We start from the raw sequence: 16,407 nt of genomic DNA on the forward strand, positions 1-16,407 counted from the left end.
CCCTGGGCAATCAGCAGGCCGACGGCATGTCGGCGCTGCGCGGCTGGCTCACCCCCGAAGCCCGCGCCACCCTGGAAACCGTCCTAGCCAAACTCGCCGCCCCCGGCATGTGCAACCCCCACGACGACACCCCCTGTGTGGACGGCGCACCCACCCAAGACGCCATCGACCACGACCCACGCTCGGCCGCCCAACGCCAGCACGACGGACTCAACGCCGCACTGCGCGGCGTGCTGGCCTCCGGGAACCTGGGGCAGCACAACGGGTTACCCGCCTCCATCATCGTCACCACCACACTGGCCGAGCTCGAAGCCGCGGCCGGGCGCGGGCTGACCGGCGGCGGCACCCTGCTGCCGATGAGCGACGTCATCCGCCTGGCCCGCCACGCCCATAATTACCTCGCGATCTTCGACAACGGCAAGGCCTTGGCGCTCTATCACACCAAACGCCTCGCCTCCCCCGGCCAACGAATCGTCTTGTACGCCAAAGACCGCGGCTGCAGCAGCCCCGGCTGCACCGTAGGCGGCTACTACTGCGAAGTCCACCACGTCACCGACTACAGCAAGTGCCACACCACCGACGTCAACAACCTCACCTTCGCCTGCGGCCCCCACCACCGCCTACTAAGACCCGGCGGCTGGACCACCCGCACAAACACCCACGGCGACACCCAATGGAAACCACCCCCACACCTCGACACCGGCCAACCCCGCACCAACACCTTCCACCACCCCGAAAAACTCCTCCGCGACGGAGACGACGACGAGGCGGCTGGCTCAAACGGTCCCATTTCCGGAAACTGAACGGCGATCTCCAGACGGCCGAGTGGCGAGCGGGACGTTCAGGCCGCCCACGGGCCCACACCGCCGACCTTCTCGATCGTGATGTGAGTCAGGTAGCCGGCGGGTGCGTCCGGCGGTGGGAACCCCGTGCCGGGGCCGAAGATGGTCGTGGCGATCTCGTCGAGCAGTTCGGGCGCACCGCCGTCCTCGACGCGGGCGGTGCCCCTGATCGACAGATACGGCGTCTGCGGCCCGCTGCGGTCGGTGGACGCGATGGTCACCGCCACGCGGGGATCACGCCGGATGTTGCGGATCTTCTGATGCTCCTGCAGATGAGCGGTGACCAACTCATCACCGCCGTCGGCTGTACTGCGCACCGTCATCCAGACCAGGCTGACTTGCGGGCTGCCGTCGCGATTGATCGTGACGAGCGTGGCCGGGTCGGACCCGATGAGTTGGCGCGCGCTGTCACTGAGTCTCGTTGTGTTCATTGCGTTCTCCTGATGCGTCGTGGCTCCGGGCAATTCGGTTGCCTATCCATACGACGAAGAGGCTGTACGCAATCCGACAGCCCGAAGCCCGGCGCGTGATCGCGCCGGCCGAGCGCTAAAGGATTTGCATCTGCTCGGGTTGCGGCTCGGCCGGCTCGAGCAGCTGCGGGCCGTTGTTGCGGACGTTGTTGACCAGCGTCGAGACCTCACGCATCCGGATGGCGCGCACGTCGGGCGTGCGGTCCAGCAGGTCCTGATCGATCTCGGCGTCCGGGTCAAGCCACCGGTCCCAGTCACGTTCGGGCACCACCAGCGGCATCCGATCGTGAATCTGCGCGAGCTCGCCGGGCGCGTCGGTGGTGATGATCGTGCAACTCAGCAGCGGCGAAGCATCCTTGGCCGGTTTCCACACCGACCACAGGCCCGCCATGAACAGCGGCTCCCCGCCCTCGCGGTACATGAAGAACGGCGTCTTGCGGGTCTTCTTGCCGGCCGCGTCGGCGGAGTTGACCCGCCACTCGTAGTAGCCATCCATCGGGATCAGGCAGCGCTTGGACTTCGCGCTGGTCCGGAAGGCGGGCGAGGTGGTGACCTTGTCCGCGCGCGCGTTGATCAGCATCGGCCCCTTGGTGTCGGGCGCGCCGTCGGAACCGGCCTTGGCCCACGGCGGCACCAAACCCCAGCGCATCAGCCGCACCCGGCGCGTCGGCTGGTCTTCGGGCTCGGAATGCCGGCTGACCACGGTCGCGATGGTCGAGGTCGGGGCCACGTTGTAGTTGGGGCCCGTCGATCCGGCGTCGGCGCCGGTGGCCTCGTCGATCGCCTTGATCTTCTGGGCCAGCAAAGCCGGATCGGTGGTGACCGCGAACCTTCCGCACATAACACCCATGGTGGCAGAAACCGGTGACAGGCGATGATGGAGCGGTGAGTACGTGGCAGGCCCCCGTGGCGGCGCAACCGGTGCGCGCGACCGTGACCGTTCCGGGATCGAAATCGCAGACCAACCGCGCCCTGGTGCTGGCGGCCCTGGCCGCCGCCCAGGGGCAAGGCACCCCGACCATCACCGGCGCGCTGCGCAGCCGCGATACCGACCTGATGATCGGGGCGCTGCACACCCTGGGTCTGGACATCGACGGCGACGAGGACGGTGACGGGACCGAACTGACCGTCGGCGGTCGCGTGTCGCCCGAACCGATGGCCCAGGTCGACTGCGGGCTGGCCGGCACGGTGTTGCGGTTCGTCCCGCCGCTGGCGGCGCTGGCCGAATCGATCGTCGAGTTCGACGGCGACGAGCAGGCCCGGGCACGGCCCATCATCCCGTTGCTGGACGCGCTGCGCGGGCTCGGCGTGCGGATCGACGGCTCCGGTCTCCCCTTCCGGGTGCTGGGCACCGGCTCGGTCATCGGCGGGACCGTGAACATCGACGCCTCGGCCTCGTCGCAGTTCGTGTCGGGCCTGCTGTTGTGCGCGGCATCGTTCGCCGAGGGGCTGACCGTGCAACACACCGGCGGGGCGCTGCCGTCGGCGCCGCACATCGCCATGACGGTGACAATGCTGCGCCAGGCCGGCGTCGACGTCGACGACTCCGTCCCCAACCGCTGGCAAGTGGCGCCGGGAAACGTCGCCGCCCGGCACTGGGAGGTGGAGCCGGACCTGACGAACGCCGTGCCCTTCCTGGCCGCGGCGGTGGTCACCGGTGGTGCGGTGCGCATCACCGGCTGGCCGTCGAGCAGTGTGCAGCCGGCCGACAACATCCTGAGCGTGCTGGCCAAGCTCAATGCCGTTGTGCAGCACACTGATTCGTTCCTGGAGGCGCGCGGATCCGGCGACTACAACGGTTTCGACGTCGACCTGCGCGCGGTCGGCGAGCTGACGCCGTCGGTGGCCGCCCTGGCGGCGCTGGCGACGCCGGGATCGGTGTCGCGGCTGTCCGGCATCGCGCATCTGCGCGGGCATGAGACCGATCGGCTGGCCGCGCTGCGCAAGGAGATCAACCGACTGGGCGGCGACTGCTCCGAGAGCCCCGACGGCCTGGTGATCACCGCGACCCCGTTGCAGTCCGGAACCTGGCGCGCCTATGCCGACCACCGGATGGCGATGGCCGGCGCCATCATCGGGCTGCGGGTGCCCGGGGTCGAGGTCGACGACATCGGCTCCACCGCCAAGACGCTGCCGGACTTCCCGCGGCTGTGGGCTCGGATGCTGGAGCCCGGGAAAGAGCCCGGCATGTGAGGCCCGGCGACTACGACGAGTCCGACGTCAAAATCCGCTCCGGCCGGGGCTCGCGACCGCGGACCAAGACCCGTCCCGAGCACGCGGACGCCGAGGCGGCCATGGTGGTCAGCGTCGACCGCGGCCGCTGGGGGTGCGTGCTGGGCGGCGACGTCGATCGCCGGGTCACCGCCATGCGGGCCCGTGAGCTGGGCCGCACCCCGATCGTGGTGGGCGACGACGTCGACGTGGTGGGCGATCTGTCCGGGCGCCCCGACACGCTGGCCCGGATCGTGCGTCGCGGAGAGCGCCGAACGGTGTTGCGGCGCACCGCCGATGACACCGATCCCACCGAGCGGGTGGTGGTCGCCAACGCCGATCAGCTGCTGATCGTGGTCGCGCTGGCCGACCCGCCGCCGCGCACCGGCCTGGTGGACCGAACGCTGATCGCCGCCTACGCCGGCGGGCTCAGGCCGATCCTGTGCCTGACCAAAACCGATCTCGCCCCGCCGGAGCCGTTCGCCCGGCAATTCGTCGACCTGGACCTCACGGTGGTCGAGGCCGGCCGCGACGATCCCCTGCTCGCGGTGGCGGACCTGCTCGCGGGGAAGATCACCGTGCTGCTCGGCCATTCCGGCGTAGGCAAGTCCACCCTGGTGAACCGCCTGGTGCCCGACGCGGACCGCGCCGTCGGCGACGTGACCGACATCGGCCGGGGGCGGCACACCTCGACGCAGTCGGTGGCGCTGCCGTTGACCGAGCCGCTGGGCACCACCGGCTGGGTGATCGACACGCCGGGCATCCGGTCCTTCGGGCTCGCCCACATCCAGCCCGACGACGTCATGATGGCGTTTTCCGACCTGGCCGAGGCCATCGCCGACTGCCCGCGCGGCTGCGGGCACATGGGTCCGCCGGCCGACCCCGAGTGCGCGCTGGACACCCTGACCGGGCCGGCCGTCCGCCGCGTCGCCGCGGCGCGGCGGCTGCTGGCCGCGCTCAACCAGACTTCTTAGCCAGCCGCATGCCGAGCTCGTCGGGCGGCACCAGATGGCCTTGGGCACAACGGATTTCGACCGTCGCCTCGGCGCCGCAACCCAAATGGGTCAGCCGCAGCCGGTTGTGCCCCGGCAGATGGCGCCTCCCCCACTCGAACATCGCCCACACCACCGGCATGAAGTCGATGCCGGCCTGGGTGAGCACGTACTCGTCGCGGCTGCGCTGCCCGGGTTCGCGATAGGGCTGGCGGCGCAGCAGGCCCAACTCGACCAGTTCGCTCAGCCGCGCCGAGGTGGCGGCCTTGGTGATGCCCACCCGGCGGGCGAAGTCGTCGAATCGGGTGGTGCCGTAGTACGCCTCGCGCATGATCAGCATCGCGGACTTGGTTCCGACGACCGCCATCGTCTTCTCGATCGCGCACTGTCCCACCGCCGACCACGAGTCGCGGTCGGCCAGCGGTCCTTGCAGCAGTGTCATCTAAATCACCTCCGCAGCTGGGTTGCTTTAAGCATACCGAGGTGTTTATCTGGGTACAGCGATCTATACCTAGATGATCTGGACTCGAGGAGGAGTCATGAACCGCGACGCCGTCATCGTCGGAGCCGTCCGCACCCCCATCGGCAAGGGCAAGGCCAGTGGCGCGCTGCACGACGTGCTGCCCGCCGATCTGCTGGCGCACAGCCTGCGCGAACTGCTCGCACGCACCGGCGTCGATCCGGCCCAGGTCGACGACGTCATCGCCGGCGCCGTCACCCAGGTGGGCGACCAGGCGGCCAACATCGCCCGTAATGCCCTGCTGGGCGCGGGGTTCCCGGAGTCGGTCCCCGGCGTGACGATCGACCGCCAGTGCGGCAGCAGCCAGCAGGCCATCAGCTTCGCCGCGCAGGGCGTGATCGCCGGCGCCTACGACATCGTCATCGCCGGTGGCGTGGAGTCGATGAGTCGCGTGCCGATGGGCTCCCAGGTGTCACCGGGCAGCAACCCGATGGGCGCGGACATGACGCGCCGCTACCCCGACGGCCTGGTGCCGCAGGGCATCAGCGCGGAACTGATCGCCGCGAAGTGGGGCTTTTCGCGCGCCCAGCTCGACGAGTTCTCCGCCGGCAGCCACGAGAAGGCCGCCCGCGCCACCAAGGAAGGGCTGTTCGACAACGAGCTCATTCCGATCGCCGGGCTGGCCACCGACGAGATCATCCGACCCGGCACGACGGTCGAGACGTTGGCCGGATTGCAGCCGGCGTTCTACAGCGACGCGGCCAAAGCCCGCTTCCCGCAGATCAATTGGGAGATCACGCCCGGCAACTCCTCGCCGCTGTCGGACGGCAGCGCCGCGGTGCTGATCACCAGCGGCGAGGCCGCCAAGAAACTGGGGCTGCGCCCGCTGGCCCGGATCCACACCACCACCGTGGTGGGCTCCGACCCGCTCTACATGCTGACCGGCGTCATTCCGGCCACCGAGAAGGTGCTACAGCGGGCCGGCCTGACGCTGGCCGACATCGACCTGTTCGAGGTGAACGAGGCGTTTGCGCCCGTCGTGCTGGCCTGGGCGCAGGACACCGGGGCGGACCTGGCCAAGACCAACGTCAACGGCGGGGCGATCGCGATCGGTCACCCGTTGGGCGCCAGCGGCGCTCGGCTGATGACGACACTGGTCAACGCTCTCGAGCAGCGCGGCGGTCGGTACGGTCTGCAGACGATGTGCGAGGGCGGCGGCATGGCCAACGCCACCATCATCGAGCGACTGTGAGCCGGTCGATGTCGCAGGCCACCTCGAACATCTTCGTCGTCGGCGGCACCGGAGCCCAGGGCATGCCCATCATCCGCGCGCTCGTCGCCGACAAGAAATACTCGGTTCGGTTTCTCACTCGCGACGCAGGCAGCCGGCGAGCCAGGGAACTGTTGGAGCTCGAAAACGTCTCCGCCGTGCAGGGATCGTTCGCTGACGAAGCGACGCTGCGAGAGGGATTCCGCGGTTGTGACGGAGCCTTCGTCAACATCGACGGGTTCAACACCGGCGAGAAGGCCGAGATTTACTGGGCGATCCGCAGTTACGAGATCGCCATCGAAGAAGGAATCAGATTCTTCGTGTACGGAAACCTCGACTACGGGCTGAAGAAGGCGGGATACGACTCTCGGTTCCGCACCGGTCACTACGACGGCAAGGGGCGCGTTGGCGAGTGGATTCTGTTCCAGAATCAGGTGAATCGCAATCGGATGGGCGCGGCGCTGTTCACCTCGGGCCCCTACTTCGAGATGGTGATCTCGCCGGGTACGCCGATGACGCCCACCGTCGAGGACGGCGTCCTGACGTGGCGTGTTCCACTCGGAGACGGGGCCGTGCCGCACGTGTCACTCGAGGACTGCGGTTACTACGTCCGTTGGCTTTTCGACCATCCCGAGCGCGCGAACGGCATGGATCTCGAGGTGGCTGTCGACGACATCGCCTACGCCGATCTCGCCGCGGCGTTCGAGAAGGTCACTGGGCATCCGGCGCGGTACGTCGACACCGACCTGGACACGTACTGGCGAAACGGTCCACTCGGCGTCATCGCCGACGCGCCCGCGGGGTACAACGCCGACCGGAAGGACAAGAGCACCATGAACGTCCGCGACAACTTCACCGGGTTCTGGAATCTCTGGAAGCACGGCGTGATCAAACGGGATTATGCGCTTCTTGACGAGATCCACCCGAACCGGATCAGGAGTGCCGAGGAGTGGTTCCGGCGCCAAGATCACCTTGCGCGGGAGCGAAGTGGTGGCGGCCTTTGGGAGCGGATCCAACCGGAGAATCGAACTCCGATACTCAAAATCGGCGAGGACAAGCGGCAAGGGAGCCTGTAGCCGATGTCTACCTCCGACCCATACGAAATCCCTTTCGACGGCGTGCGCGTGGGCTATCACAGCGAGAAGAGCTACGAGGAACTCGTCGCCGCCCTACTGGCCGACATCGGCGAGCAACCCGTGCCGATCAACGACATCGCCACTTCCACCGGCGACTGGGATTCGTACCGGGAGCGCGTCGAATCCCGCGTCGGACCAAGCGGATTCATGCTGTTCGGCCTGGTCGACCACGGCGCCTGGATCACCAAGGCCGGCATCGACCGCAGGGCGTTGCGCGTCATTCTCGGCAATCCGCTGATCGCGATCACGATGCTGCGCCACGACGTGACGGCCGGGCTGTTCGCCCCGGTCGAGCTGCTGTTGCTCGAGGAGGGTTCGGGCAGCAGCCTGACCTACGTCAAGCCGTCGTCGCTGATCGTCGTCGAGCCGAACGCCGAATTGCTCAGCGCCGCAGAAGGACTCGATGCGAAGCTGGCGGCGCTGGCCGAGAAGGTCACCGCGTGACCGGCGTTACCCCGTGCCGGTCAGCTGTTTTCGGCGGATGAGAGCCGACGGTCGACCGGCGCGCACGGTCACCGATAGCGTCAGGGCGACGGCGAGCAGGTAACACGCCCCCACGTAGACCGGGTTGCCGGTGGGTGTTCCGTCGGCCGACAACCACAAACCCCCGAGCACGATCAGAAATGCCGACCCGAAGACGGCGACGAAGGCGTTGCGCGCCCCGGGCGTGAACGCGGTGTTGCGCCACTGCCGCACCAGGATAGGGACGGCCACCACGGCGAACGCCCCGAGAATGATGTAGTACAGCGCCCGGCGCAGTGCGCTGTCGGGATGCTCGCCACCGGCCAGCAGGATCGGAACATTGGCGATGACGAGGCAAACCGGCACCAGCACCGCGATCCCAAAGGCGCGGCCGATCAATGTAATCCGGCTCAGGTATCGCCCGCGCTCAATGGGACCGGTGATCAGGAGCTGGCTGAACAGTGCGACGCAGGCCGGCCCGACGGTGGCGAAGAGCAGGACGCTGCTCATCGGCACGGAGGCCAGCATCGGACGGTTGATCGCGTTGTCGGTGTTCCACGCCCACCAGCGCAGCTGCGGACCCAACTGATCGAAGATTTCGTAGAAGCAGTTGTGCACGAATCCCACGCACACCGCGCCGACGACCGCGCCCCAGTCCCGGAAAACGCCGAGGCCGCGCACCACCTCGTAGGCCAGCGTCATCATGGCGGGGTACAGGGCGACGATGTAGAGCGGCAGCCGGTCGTACATGAACTGGACCGTGAAGACGTTGTGCGCGAACACCGCACCGAGGGAGCCGTCGACGCCGAAGACGGTGGGAAAATACAGCGGCGGCTCGACGATGAGCAGGTAGATCACCGTGGCGAACCAGATCACGATGTTGACGGGGTCCCTATCGCGGCGCAGTCGGCGGATCGCCCACCAGAGCGCCAGCCCGGCACCCGCGACGATCAGCAGCTCGAGCACCGGCAGCGTCCAATTCGCCAACCCGAACGGATTGCGCAGCGTCAACCACGGCGACGCGTGCTCGCAGCTGAACCCCAGCCGGCTGGTGATGCGTTCGATGTCGTCGCTGCATTGACCGCTCATGTGGTGGGTCCTCTAGTTCCTGCGCGGACAGAAGTGCTTACCGGAAGCTTGACGATACATGTCTGGCAAGCGGGCTCCGCAGCCCCGAAGACCGGCACTCGCTGACGCCCGTCATTGACGACCGTCAGTCGCCTGGCGTACGGTGCCACCATGGTGTCACGACGCGCGCCATCTGCGAGCGGATCACCGGGTACGAGCGTCCGCGAAACGCGCCGGCTGGAAACTCGGGCGCGGTTGTTCGACGCGGCGCTGGCCGAGATTGCGCGGCGCGGGCTGGCCGCTGCCGACGTCAGCGCGATCGTCGCCGATGCGGGCGTGGCTCGGGGGACGTTCTATTTCCACTTCCCGACCAAGGAGCACGTGCTCATCGAGACGGAGCGCGTCGAGGAGACCCGCATCATCAGCGAACTCGGCGACGCCAACGGGGACCTGGCGTCGGTGCTCTCCCATCTGGTGCATCACGTGCTCAGCGCCGAAAGTCGTTTGGGCGCAGCGGTTTTCCGGGACATGCTCGGATTGCATTTCTCCTCGAGCCGTCCGGTAGAAGACGAGCTTGCCCAGCACCCGCTCGGACAATTTCTGGTCGGCGTCATCGTTCGAGCCCAGGACGCGGGCCAGGTGGTCGCCGAGGTGGACGCGGCCGAACTCGCGACGTTCTTCCTCACCGGACTCTTCGCGCTGCTGGCCACCGGGGCCCATGATGCCGCGTTGTTAAACCGTTACGTCACAACGATTGTCGAGGGAATGGAGAAGCGATGAATCAAACCGGCATCGAGGGCTATCGGAATTTCCTGGCCAGGCGCGACGGCGAGGCCGATCTGCTCAATAGGCGGCTGGCCAATCGCGAGCGGTTCTTCAGCGATCTGGAAGCCAATCCCGTCCGGTCGGCCCATCCCGCCGACCGTGACATCTTCCTGCGCAACCTGCGACGCCGGCGACCCGAAGCCGGCCTGGACGACAAGATGCTCTTCCTGCTGGCCACCGCAAAGCTGAATCAGGCGGAGCGATTCGGCGTGGGTCTGGGTGAAACCTACGGGCGCAACAGCGACGAGAGCGTGCCGCCCGAACGGGTCTACCTCGAGTTGGAAGAGCACTACCACACCCGACTGCTGGCGTACGCTCTCGATGCGTTCGACTTGACCTTCCAGGTTGTCCCACCACCCTTCGTCATCCGCCAGTTCGTCAAAGTGAACGTATTTTTGCCCGAACGGCTCGGCTTCATGTTCGTCGGAGCCGCGGAGATGGCGGGCTGCATCCTGTTCGATGAATTACGCCGGGCCGGCACAAGGCTTTTCGCCGACGAACCGCACGTCGCCGAACGAATCGAACTGCTTTACAGCGAAATTCTCACCGATGAGATCGGCCACGTCGGCTACTGCGCCTCGCGCTGCACCTCCGCCGAGCGGGCGGTGATGCGTCGAATCTATCCCATCATCGGGCGGCTCTTCGCCCGTCAAACCGCGGAAATCAGCCTGCTCATCGATCCGAAGGCGCTGCACGCACGCCTCGATCGCCCCTTCGATGTCGAGGAACTCACCGCCGGCCTGGGCAACGAGACCTACCTGGTCACCCACCCCTGACGTAGTCGAACGACGTCATGCGCCGATTTCCTCGGCTTCCGCCGCGGGAACGGATCGGGGCAGCACCTCCATGTAGTCGGAGAACGCGACCGTCCTTGCGCGGCGCTGATATTCGCGAACCAGGCCGGGCCAGTTGGTGGTGACCCGGCCGGAGGCGGTGCGGTACCAGGAGTCGCAGGTGGTCCACACGCCGTTGTCGAGACGGGACTGGATCTCGGTGTCGTAGGCCTGCTCGACGCTGCGCCACACTTCGAACGCGCGACCCGTGCCGGCGCGCGCGAGGTGCTCGGTGATCTGGCGGATGTAGCGGGCCTGCTGTTCCATCATCAGGATGATCGAACTGCTGCCGAGATTGGTGTTCGGGCCGTAGATCAGGAACATGTTGGGGAAGCCGGGCACGGCCATGCCGAGGTGGGCGCGCGCCCCCGGGGCCCACTGCGCATGCAGGTCGCGCCCGTCGCGGCCGGTGATCGCCATGGGCACAAGGAATTCGGTGGCCTTGAACCCGGTGCCGTAAATGATGACATCGACCTCGTGCAGCGACCCGTCGGCGGTGCGCACCCCCGTCGCCGTCACCTCGGTGATCGCGCCGGTCTCCACCGAGACGTTGTCACGGGCCAGCGCCGGATACCACTCGCTGCTGAACAGCACCCGCTTGCAGCCGATCGGATAGTCGGGCGTGACCTTCGCGCGCAGCGCGCGATCCTTGATGTGCCGCTTGATGTTCAGCGACGCGACCGCGCCTATCAGTCGGGCGAGTGGGGCGACCTTGGTCAGCGCGAGGCCGAAGAATTCCGAGATCTCCCAGATCAATTGGCGCATGGCGGCGGCGAAGCCGGGCACCCTCCGGAAGGCGGCGTGGTGCGCACCGGTATAGGCGCGATCCGGTTTCGGGATGACGTACGGCGCGGAGCGCTGAAAGACGGTGACGTGCCGCGCGGCCTCGCGGATGCGCGGAACGAACTGGATCGCCGACGCGCCGGTGCCCAGGACGGCGACGCGCTTGCCGGTCAGGTCGACGTCGTGGCGCCATTGCGCCGAGTGGAACGACGGGCCCTCGAACAGGTCGAGCCCCGGGATAGCCGGCAGCGCCGGACGCGACAGCTGGCCCACCGCCGGCACCAGGACGTCGGCCTCGACGACCTCGCCGCCCGAGGTCGTCACCCGCCAGGTGGCGGTGCCGTCGTCGTAGGCGGCGGAAATGACCTCCACGCCGGTGCGCACCAGGTCGCGCAGGCCGAACCGGTCGGCGGTGTCACGGATGTAGCCGAGGATGTCGGGCTGCTCGGCGTAGCGCCGGCCCCAGTTCGTTTTGCGGGCGAAGGAGTAGGAGTACAGGTTCGACGGGACGTCGCATGCCGCGCCCGGGTAGGTGTTCTCCCGCCAAACGCCGCCGACGTCGTCGGCCTTCTCCAGCACGGTCACGTCGGCCAGGCCGTCCTTGGACAGTTCGTAGGCGGCGGCGAGTCCGCCGAAGCCGGCCCCGATGACCAGCACGCGAGGGCGATGGGTCGAAGTCATGCCTCAAACGGTATGGGCGCACCGCCCCGCCCCCACAGCCGATTGCGGTCGAGAAATCCATGATTGCGGCCACGACCGGCGGGCGCGCGGACGGTGGGCTGGCCAGACGGCGGGCGACTCAGACGGCCAGCGACCGCGTGCGGGGCGCCACCGAGCGCTGATAGCGCGCCGGGGTGGTGCCCGTCCACCGTTTGAACGCGGCGATGAAGCTGGTCGCCTCCGCATAGCCCAGCCGCAACGCGACATCCTCCACCGAGAGCGCGCCGGTCGCCAGCAGCTCCTCGGCCAGGACCCGATGCACCTCCTCGGCAAGCTCCCGAAAGGTCGTGTTCTCCTCGGCCAGCCGCCGGCGCAGCGTCCGCTCGCTCATCGCCAACTGCCGGGCGACGGCCGCGATCGTGTGCGGTTCGTCGTCGATCGACGCCAGGCGCTCCCGCACCCGCAGGGCGACGCCGGTGCGGGCCCGGCGGCGTTCCAGCAGGGCGCTGCACTGCTGCTCGCACATGGCCACGCTCGGCTCGCTGGCCCGGGGCAGCCGTGTGTCCAGCAGCGCAACCGGCAGGCGCGCGACGTTGGCCGGCGAGTCGTATTGCGGTGCCACGCCGAACACCTCGCGGGCCGCGTCGTCCCCCTCCGACGGCGCCGGGCCGCTGAATTCGATCGCGGTGAACGGGACCCGGCCGCCGAGCAACTCCGCCATGACGCGGGCAATCGCCGTGAGATCACGTCGCACCAGAAACTCCGCGACCGGTCCGGTCAGGTCGGGCAGGTCGAGCCGCAGCGCCGCGACCGGTCCCTCTACGGTGACGGTCGGCAGGCAGAACCCGTAGCTGAGCTCGTAGAAACGGGCCGCGAACCGGACGGCGTCGCCCAGCGTCGAACTGGTCAGGCACGCGAAGCCGAAGATGCCGAGCGATCCCACGTGATAGCTGCCGCCCACCTGCATGCCCAGGTTGGCCGCCCCGGCCGCCTCCCCGAGCAGGTCCACCAGATTCGCCGCGACCGCCAACTCCTGGCGCCCGACGATCATCCGATCGTGATCGTGCAGGTCGGCCTCCGACAATCCGGACCCTTTGAGCACGTCCTCGGCCGCAAGCCCGTTCCTGCAACCGAATTCGGTCATCAACGCGACGCTGGCCGTGCTCCGCGGGAAATCCCAGTGCGACACCTGGGAACCGACGAACACCTGCACGTCCTCCAGTATGGCGAACAGCCCCGGATCGGGAGTATCGTTCCCGCGTGCCAGCCACTCGGTGAGCACGGTCGGAGGTGACGTCGGTGGGTCGTGTCGCGGTGATCACCGGAGCTAGCCGGGGCATCGGGGCGGCAACCGCATTGGTCATGGCGGAGCAGGGATTCCGGGTGGTCGTCAACTACCGGTCCAGCGCCGACGAGGCAGACCGGGTGGTGGCGGCCGTGACCGATGCCGGTGGCGTGGCCGCCGCGATCCGGGCCGATGTCACGCAGCCCGACGACGTCGCCGCAATGGTCGACGAAACCAACGAGAGGTGGGGCGGCATCGATGTGCTCGTGCACAACGCACTGATCCCCTACGACGTCACCTCGTTCGCCGATCTGAGCTGGGAGCAGCTCGGCGGCAAACTGGACCGCGAGCTGCATGCCACCTTTCTGCTCACAAAAGCCGTTGCACCCCACATGATTTCGCACGGCTATGGCAGGTTGATCTATCTCACTACGGTGCTGTCCCGTCGGCCCCGGCAAGGCATGATCACGTTGGGAACCGCCAAGGCGGCAATGGATCAGTTCGTCCGGTACGTCGCACTCGAGCTGGCTCCACACCAGATCACCGCCAACCTCGTTTCGCCCGCCACGGTCGCCGACCCGACGGCGAACTCGCTGTTGACGGCCGAAGAATTAGGCCAGCTCGGGGCGACAAATCCCATGGGGCGGCTCGTCACGCCGGAAGAGGTGGCCAAGACAGTGGCGTTTTTGGCCGGCGAGGACGCCGGTTTCATCACCGGCCACTGCCTGGAGGTCAATGGCGGCCTCGCCATGGATTGACGGCGGATCCGTCGGGAAAGGGGTGCGGCGTGCACACGATCGACCTGGCATACGTCGGGCGTGGCATTCACGAGGAGCTGATCGCCCACGTCGCCGATCAAGAGGGCTATTACCAGGACGAAGGTGTGCACGTCGCCATCCGCGACGGGGTCGGCTGGCAAGCACAGCGGCTGCGCCACGTCGCGGTGATCGGCCTGGGTCGGGCCTTGCTGTCCCGACTCGCCGACGGGATCGGCTGGAAGGCGTTGAGCGTCAACACCGATCGACCACTGTTCTGGTTCCTCGGCAACGCCGAGGTGAAGACCATGAGCGATCTTCGCGGGCGCCGCCTGGCCGTGCACGCCGCCGATAACCCGCCGGGCGCTTTCGCCCGGATCGTGTTGCGCAAACACGGCTTGGACCCCGACCGCGACTTGCAGTGCGTGGTGCGGCATCCCGGTGACTACCAGATGGACCTGCGCCGGCTGCGCGACGGTTCGATCGATGCCGCCTACGTGGGCAGCACGCTGTCCCCCGAACAGGTCGCCGCCGAAGAGGGCTTTCACCTGCTGGCCTGGGTCGGCGATCACTTCCAGATCCCCACGGTGGGCGTCGCGGTCGACCCGGTCCACATTCCACCGGATAGCCCCGCGCTGGGGGCCCTCGTCCGGGCCAATCAGCGCGCGCTGCGACTGCTCGCCGAACACCCAAGCCGCGCAGTCGAATACGTCAACTGGTTCCTCGACCGGCTCACGCCGCAAGAAGCGCAACGACACTACGAGCGCTACGTCGGGCCCTACTTCACCCCCGACTACCGGGTGGACCTGCGCGTCGCGCAGCAGTCGATCGACGCGGTCGCACGCGAACTCGGCATTGCCCCGGTCGCGGCAGCCGACTTCTACCGGACCGGCTAGTCACAACGGTCGCGCCGAGCGTGCATTCCTGGCGGCAAATCAGCGAAATCTTCACCGTGAGAACATGTTCGGCGCGCGCAGTTGCCGCGGTCGGACGCCCCGACCGGCGGCTAGGCTGCCAGGTCGTCGGCGCGCCGCGCGGCGGCCGCCCGCTTCCCGCTCCGCCAGCCGCGCACGGCCGCGATCGCGGACTTGAGGCCGCGACGGCGCCCGGTGGCCGGATCGGTGCCCAGGAACCCTGGTTCGAGTTCGTCGAACATCCGCTCGCTGCGGGTCTCCGGGGCGTTGTCGGCGTCGTCACGCAGGTACTTGTTCGGCAGCGAGAGCTTGGCCAGCGTGCGCCACGTCTTGGCGTACTGCAACAGGAAAGAGCCTGTGGTGTAAGGCAAGTCGTACTTGTCGCACACCTGGCGCACCCGCACCGAGATCTCGTGCAACCGGTTGCTCGGCAGGTCGGGATACAGGTGGTGCTCGATCTGGTGGCACAGGTTGCCGCTCATGAAGCGCAGCGCGGGGCCGGCCTCGAAGTTGGCGCTGCCCAGCATCTGACGCAGATACCACTGCCCCTTGGTCTCACCGATCATGTCGGTCTTGGTGAATTTCTCTGCGCCGTCGGGGAAATGGCCGCAGAAGATCACCGCGTTGGCCCACACGTTGCGGATCACGTTGGCAACGGCGTTGGCCTTCAGCGTGGACATGTAGGTGGCTCCGGGCGACAGCGAGGTCAGCGCCGGGAACGCGACGTAGTCCTTGAGCACCTGTCGACCGGCCTTGGCCAAGAACTCGTCGACCCGTTGGCGAGCCTCGTCGTTGTCCATCCGCCGCTTGGCGATCTTGCCGAGCTCCACATGCTGCAGGCCGACTCCCCATTCGAAGAGCAGCGCAAGCAGGGTGTTGTACACCAGGTTGAAGAGGTTGAAGCGCTTCCAGCGCTGGTCGCGGGTTACGCGCAGCAGGCCGTAGCCCACATCGTCGTCCATCCCGAGGATGTTGGTGTATTTGTGGTGCACGAAGTTGTGGGTGTAGCGCCAGTGCTTGGACGACCCGCTCATGTCCCACTCCCAGGTCGAGGAGTGAATCTCGGGGTCGTTCATCCAGTCCCACTGGCCGTGCATGACGTTGTGGCCGATCTCCATGTTCTCGACGATCTTGGCCACGCCCAGGGTCACCGTCCCCGCCCACCAGGCCGAGCGCCGCGAGCTGGCGGCCAGCAGCAGCCGGCCGGTCACCTCCAGCGCGCGCTGGGCCGCGATGGTGCGGCGGATGTAGCGGGCGTCCCGCTCGCCGCGCGAGTCTTCCACGTCCTGGCGGATGGCATCGAGCTCAACGGCCAGGTTTTCGATGTCGGCGTCCGTCAAATGGGCGAATACGTCGACGTCTGTGATCGCCATCGTCGTCATCTCCCTGCGGTGGTTTGTTCAGTCGTAATCGTGTTCCAGACCTACGCTATCGTAACCTA

Annotated in this window: 17 protein-coding genes; 10 read left to right on the forward strand and 7 right to left on the reverse strand. The window is 67.6% G+C overall.

The window, feature by feature from the left end; all coding sequences use genetic code 11:
* Nucleotides 1–803, forward strand: an 803-nt coding sequence (locus A5659_RS09210; protein WP_156748933.1) for an HNH endonuclease signature motif containing protein, incomplete at its 5' end; no start/stop codon positions are given.
* 38 nt (nt 804–841) lie between these two features.
* On the opposite strand, the gene A5659_RS09215 is transcribed toward A5659_RS09210, so the two are convergent.
* Nucleotides 842–1,273: a TIGR03618 family F420-dependent PPOX class oxidoreductase gene (locus A5659_RS09215; protein WP_067180546.1), complete on the reverse strand. Its 432-nt coding sequence runs from the start codon at nt 1,271–1,273 to the stop codon at nt 842–844.
* A gap of 115 nt (nt 1,274–1,388) precedes the next feature.
* Nucleotides 1,389–2,153, reverse strand: a complete 765-nt coding sequence (locus A5659_RS09220; protein ID WP_067180552.1) for an SOS response-associated peptidase — start codon at nt 2,151–2,153, stop codon at nt 1,389–1,391.
* 44 nt (nt 2,154–2,197) lie between these two features.
* On the opposite strand from A5659_RS09220, the gene aroA reads away from it, so the two are divergent.
* Together aroA and rsgA are read left to right on the forward strand one after the other, a co-directional pair.
* The gene (gene aroA / locus A5659_RS09225; protein WP_067180554.1) at nt 2,198–3,505 is read left to right on the forward strand and encodes a 3-phosphoshikimate 1-carboxyvinyltransferase; all 1,308 of its coding nucleotides are present in this window, start codon (nt 2,198–2,200) and stop codon (nt 3,503–3,505) included.
* Nucleotides 3,502–4,497, forward strand: coding sequence for a ribosome small subunit-dependent GTPase A (gene rsgA, locus A5659_RS09230; RefSeq protein ID WP_066867998.1), 996 nt, complete (start codon nt 3,502–3,504; stop codon nt 4,495–4,497). Before aroA ends, rsgA begins: the two co-directional genes overlap by 4 nt.
* Here rsgA and A5659_RS09235 read toward each other — a convergent pair.
* The gene (locus A5659_RS09235) at nt 4,481–4,957 is read right to left on the reverse strand and encodes a helix-turn-helix domain-containing protein (protein ID WP_066868001.1); all 477 of its coding nucleotides are present in this window, start codon (nt 4,955–4,957) and stop codon (nt 4,481–4,483) included. The two genes, rsgA and A5659_RS09235, sit on opposite strands and share 17 nt — an antisense overlap.
* A 97-nt stretch (nt 4,958–5,054) precedes the next feature.
* Here A5659_RS09235 and A5659_RS09240 point away from each other — a divergent pair, with 97 nt between their 5' ends.
* From A5659_RS09240 to A5659_RS09250, 3 genes are read left to right on the forward strand one after another with little or no spacing between them, the layout of a single operon-like run.
* A complete protein-coding gene (locus A5659_RS09240; RefSeq protein WP_066868005.1) occupies nt 5,055–6,227 on the forward strand; it encodes a thiolase family protein in 1,173 nt (390 codons plus the stop codon).
* Nucleotides 6,228–6,235: 8 nt separating this feature from the next.
* Nucleotides 6,236–7,321 (forward strand): NmrA family NAD(P)-binding protein, encoded by a 1,086-nt coding sequence (locus A5659_RS09245; protein WP_067180628.1) that lies wholly within the window; start codon nt 6,236–6,238, stop codon nt 7,319–7,321.
* Nucleotides 7,322–7,324: 3 nt separating this feature from the next.
* Nucleotides 7,325–7,825: a DUF302 domain-containing protein gene (locus A5659_RS09250; RefSeq protein WP_067180557.1), complete on the forward strand. Its 501-nt coding sequence runs from the start codon at nt 7,325–7,327 to the stop codon at nt 7,823–7,825.
* Between the two features lie 6 nt (nt 7,826–7,831).
* On the opposite strand, the gene A5659_RS09255 is transcribed toward A5659_RS09250, so the two are convergent.
* Nucleotides 7,832–8,932 (reverse strand): hypothetical protein, encoded by a 1,101-nt coding sequence (locus tag A5659_RS09255; protein ID WP_067180560.1) that lies wholly within the window; start codon nt 8,930–8,932, stop codon nt 7,832–7,834.
* Between the two features lie 150 nt (nt 8,933–9,082).
* Here A5659_RS09255 and A5659_RS09260 point away from each other — a divergent pair, with 150 nt between their 5' ends.
* Both A5659_RS09260 and A5659_RS09265 read left to right on the forward strand, forming a co-directional pair.
* Nucleotides 9,083–9,691 (forward strand): TetR/AcrR family transcriptional regulator, encoded by a 609-nt coding sequence (locus tag A5659_RS09260; protein WP_067180562.1) that lies wholly within the window; start codon nt 9,083–9,085, stop codon nt 9,689–9,691.
* Nucleotides 9,688–10,512, forward strand: coding sequence for a hypothetical protein (locus A5659_RS09265; RefSeq protein ID WP_066868019.1), 825 nt, complete (start codon nt 9,688–9,690; stop codon nt 10,510–10,512). Before A5659_RS09260 ends, A5659_RS09265 begins: the two co-directional genes overlap by 4 nt.
* Before the next feature lie 15 nt (nt 10,513–10,527).
* Here A5659_RS09265 and A5659_RS09270 read toward each other — a convergent pair whose 3' ends face one another.
* Nucleotides 10,528–12,033, reverse strand: a complete 1,506-nt coding sequence (locus A5659_RS09270; RefSeq protein ID WP_067180564.1) for an NAD(P)/FAD-dependent oxidoreductase — start codon at nt 12,031–12,033, stop codon at nt 10,528–10,530.
* Between the two features lie 118 nt (nt 12,034–12,151).
* Nucleotides 12,152–13,294, reverse strand: coding sequence for an AraC family transcriptional regulator (locus A5659_RS09275; RefSeq protein ID WP_231997786.1), 1,143 nt, complete (start codon nt 13,292–13,294; stop codon nt 12,152–12,154).
* Nucleotides 13,295–13,311: 17 nt separating this feature from the next.
* On the opposite strand from A5659_RS09275, the gene A5659_RS09280 reads away from it, so the two are divergent.
* Nucleotides 13,312–14,055 carry an SDR family NAD(P)-dependent oxidoreductase gene (locus tag A5659_RS09280; RefSeq protein WP_082975998.1) on the forward strand — a complete coding sequence of 248 codons (744 nt, stop codon included), beginning with the start codon at nt 13,312–13,314 and terminating at the stop codon, nt 14,053–14,055.
* A gap of 29 nt (nt 14,056–14,084) precedes the next feature.
* Nucleotides 14,085–14,948, forward strand: coding sequence for an ABC transporter substrate-binding protein (locus A5659_RS09285; RefSeq protein ID WP_066868024.1), 864 nt, complete (start codon nt 14,085–14,087; stop codon nt 14,946–14,948).
* A gap of 110 nt (nt 14,949–15,058) precedes the next feature.
* Here A5659_RS09285 and A5659_RS09290 read toward each other — a convergent pair whose 3' ends face one another.
* Nucleotides 15,059–16,339, reverse strand: coding sequence for a fatty acid desaturase (locus A5659_RS09290; protein WP_066881909.1), 1,281 nt, complete (start codon nt 16,337–16,339; stop codon nt 15,059–15,061).
* Nucleotides 16,340–16,407: the final 68 nt, after the last annotated feature.

Origin of the sequence: Mycobacterium sp. 1165196.3 (assembly GCF_001673415.1) — a bacterium.
Lineage (GTDB): Bacteria > Actinomycetota > Actinomycetes > Mycobacteriales > Mycobacteriaceae > Mycobacterium > Mycobacterium europaeum_A.

What these genes read in the sequence shown, in the direction of transcription:
- A5659_RS09215 (WP_067180546.1), bottom strand. Translation starts at nt 1,273, where the DNA reads ATGAACACAACGAGACTCAGTGACAGCGCGCGCCAACTCATCGGGTCC.
- A5659_RS09220 (WP_067180552.1), bottom strand. Translation starts at nt 2,153, where the DNA reads ATGTGCGGAAGGTTCGCGGTCACCACCGATCCGGCTTTGCTGGCCCAG.
- A5659_RS09235 (WP_066868001.1), bottom strand. Translation starts at nt 4,957, where the DNA reads ATGACACTGCTGCAAGGACCGCTGGCCGACCGCGACTCGTGGTCGGCG.
- A5659_RS09240 (WP_066868005.1), top strand. Translation starts at nt 5,055, where the DNA reads ATGAACCGCGACGCCGTCATCGTCGGAGCCGTCCGCACCCCCATCGGC.
- A5659_RS09245 (WP_067180628.1), top strand. Translation starts at nt 6,236, where the DNA reads ATGTCGCAGGCCACCTCGAACATCTTCGTCGTCGGCGGCACCGGAGCC.
- A5659_RS09250 (WP_067180557.1), top strand. Translation starts at nt 7,325, where the DNA reads ATGTCTACCTCCGACCCATACGAAATCCCTTTCGACGGCGTGCGCGTG.
- A5659_RS09255 (WP_067180560.1), bottom strand. Translation starts at nt 8,932, where the DNA reads ATGAGCGGTCAATGCAGCGACGACATCGAACGCATCACCAGCCGGCTG.
- A5659_RS09260 (WP_067180562.1), top strand. Translation starts at nt 9,083, where the DNA reads ATGGTGTCACGACGCGCGCCATCTGCGAGCGGATCACCGGGTACGAGC.
- A5659_RS09265 (WP_066868019.1), top strand. Translation starts at nt 9,688, where the DNA reads ATGAATCAAACCGGCATCGAGGGCTATCGGAATTTCCTGGCCAGGCGC.
- A5659_RS09270 (WP_067180564.1), bottom strand. Translation starts at nt 12,033, where the DNA reads ATGACTTCGACCCATCGCCCTCGCGTGCTGGTCATCGGGGCCGGCTTC.
- A5659_RS09290 (WP_066881909.1), bottom strand. Translation starts at nt 16,339, where the DNA reads ATGGCGATCACAGACGTCGACGTATTCGCCCATTTGACGGACGCCGAC.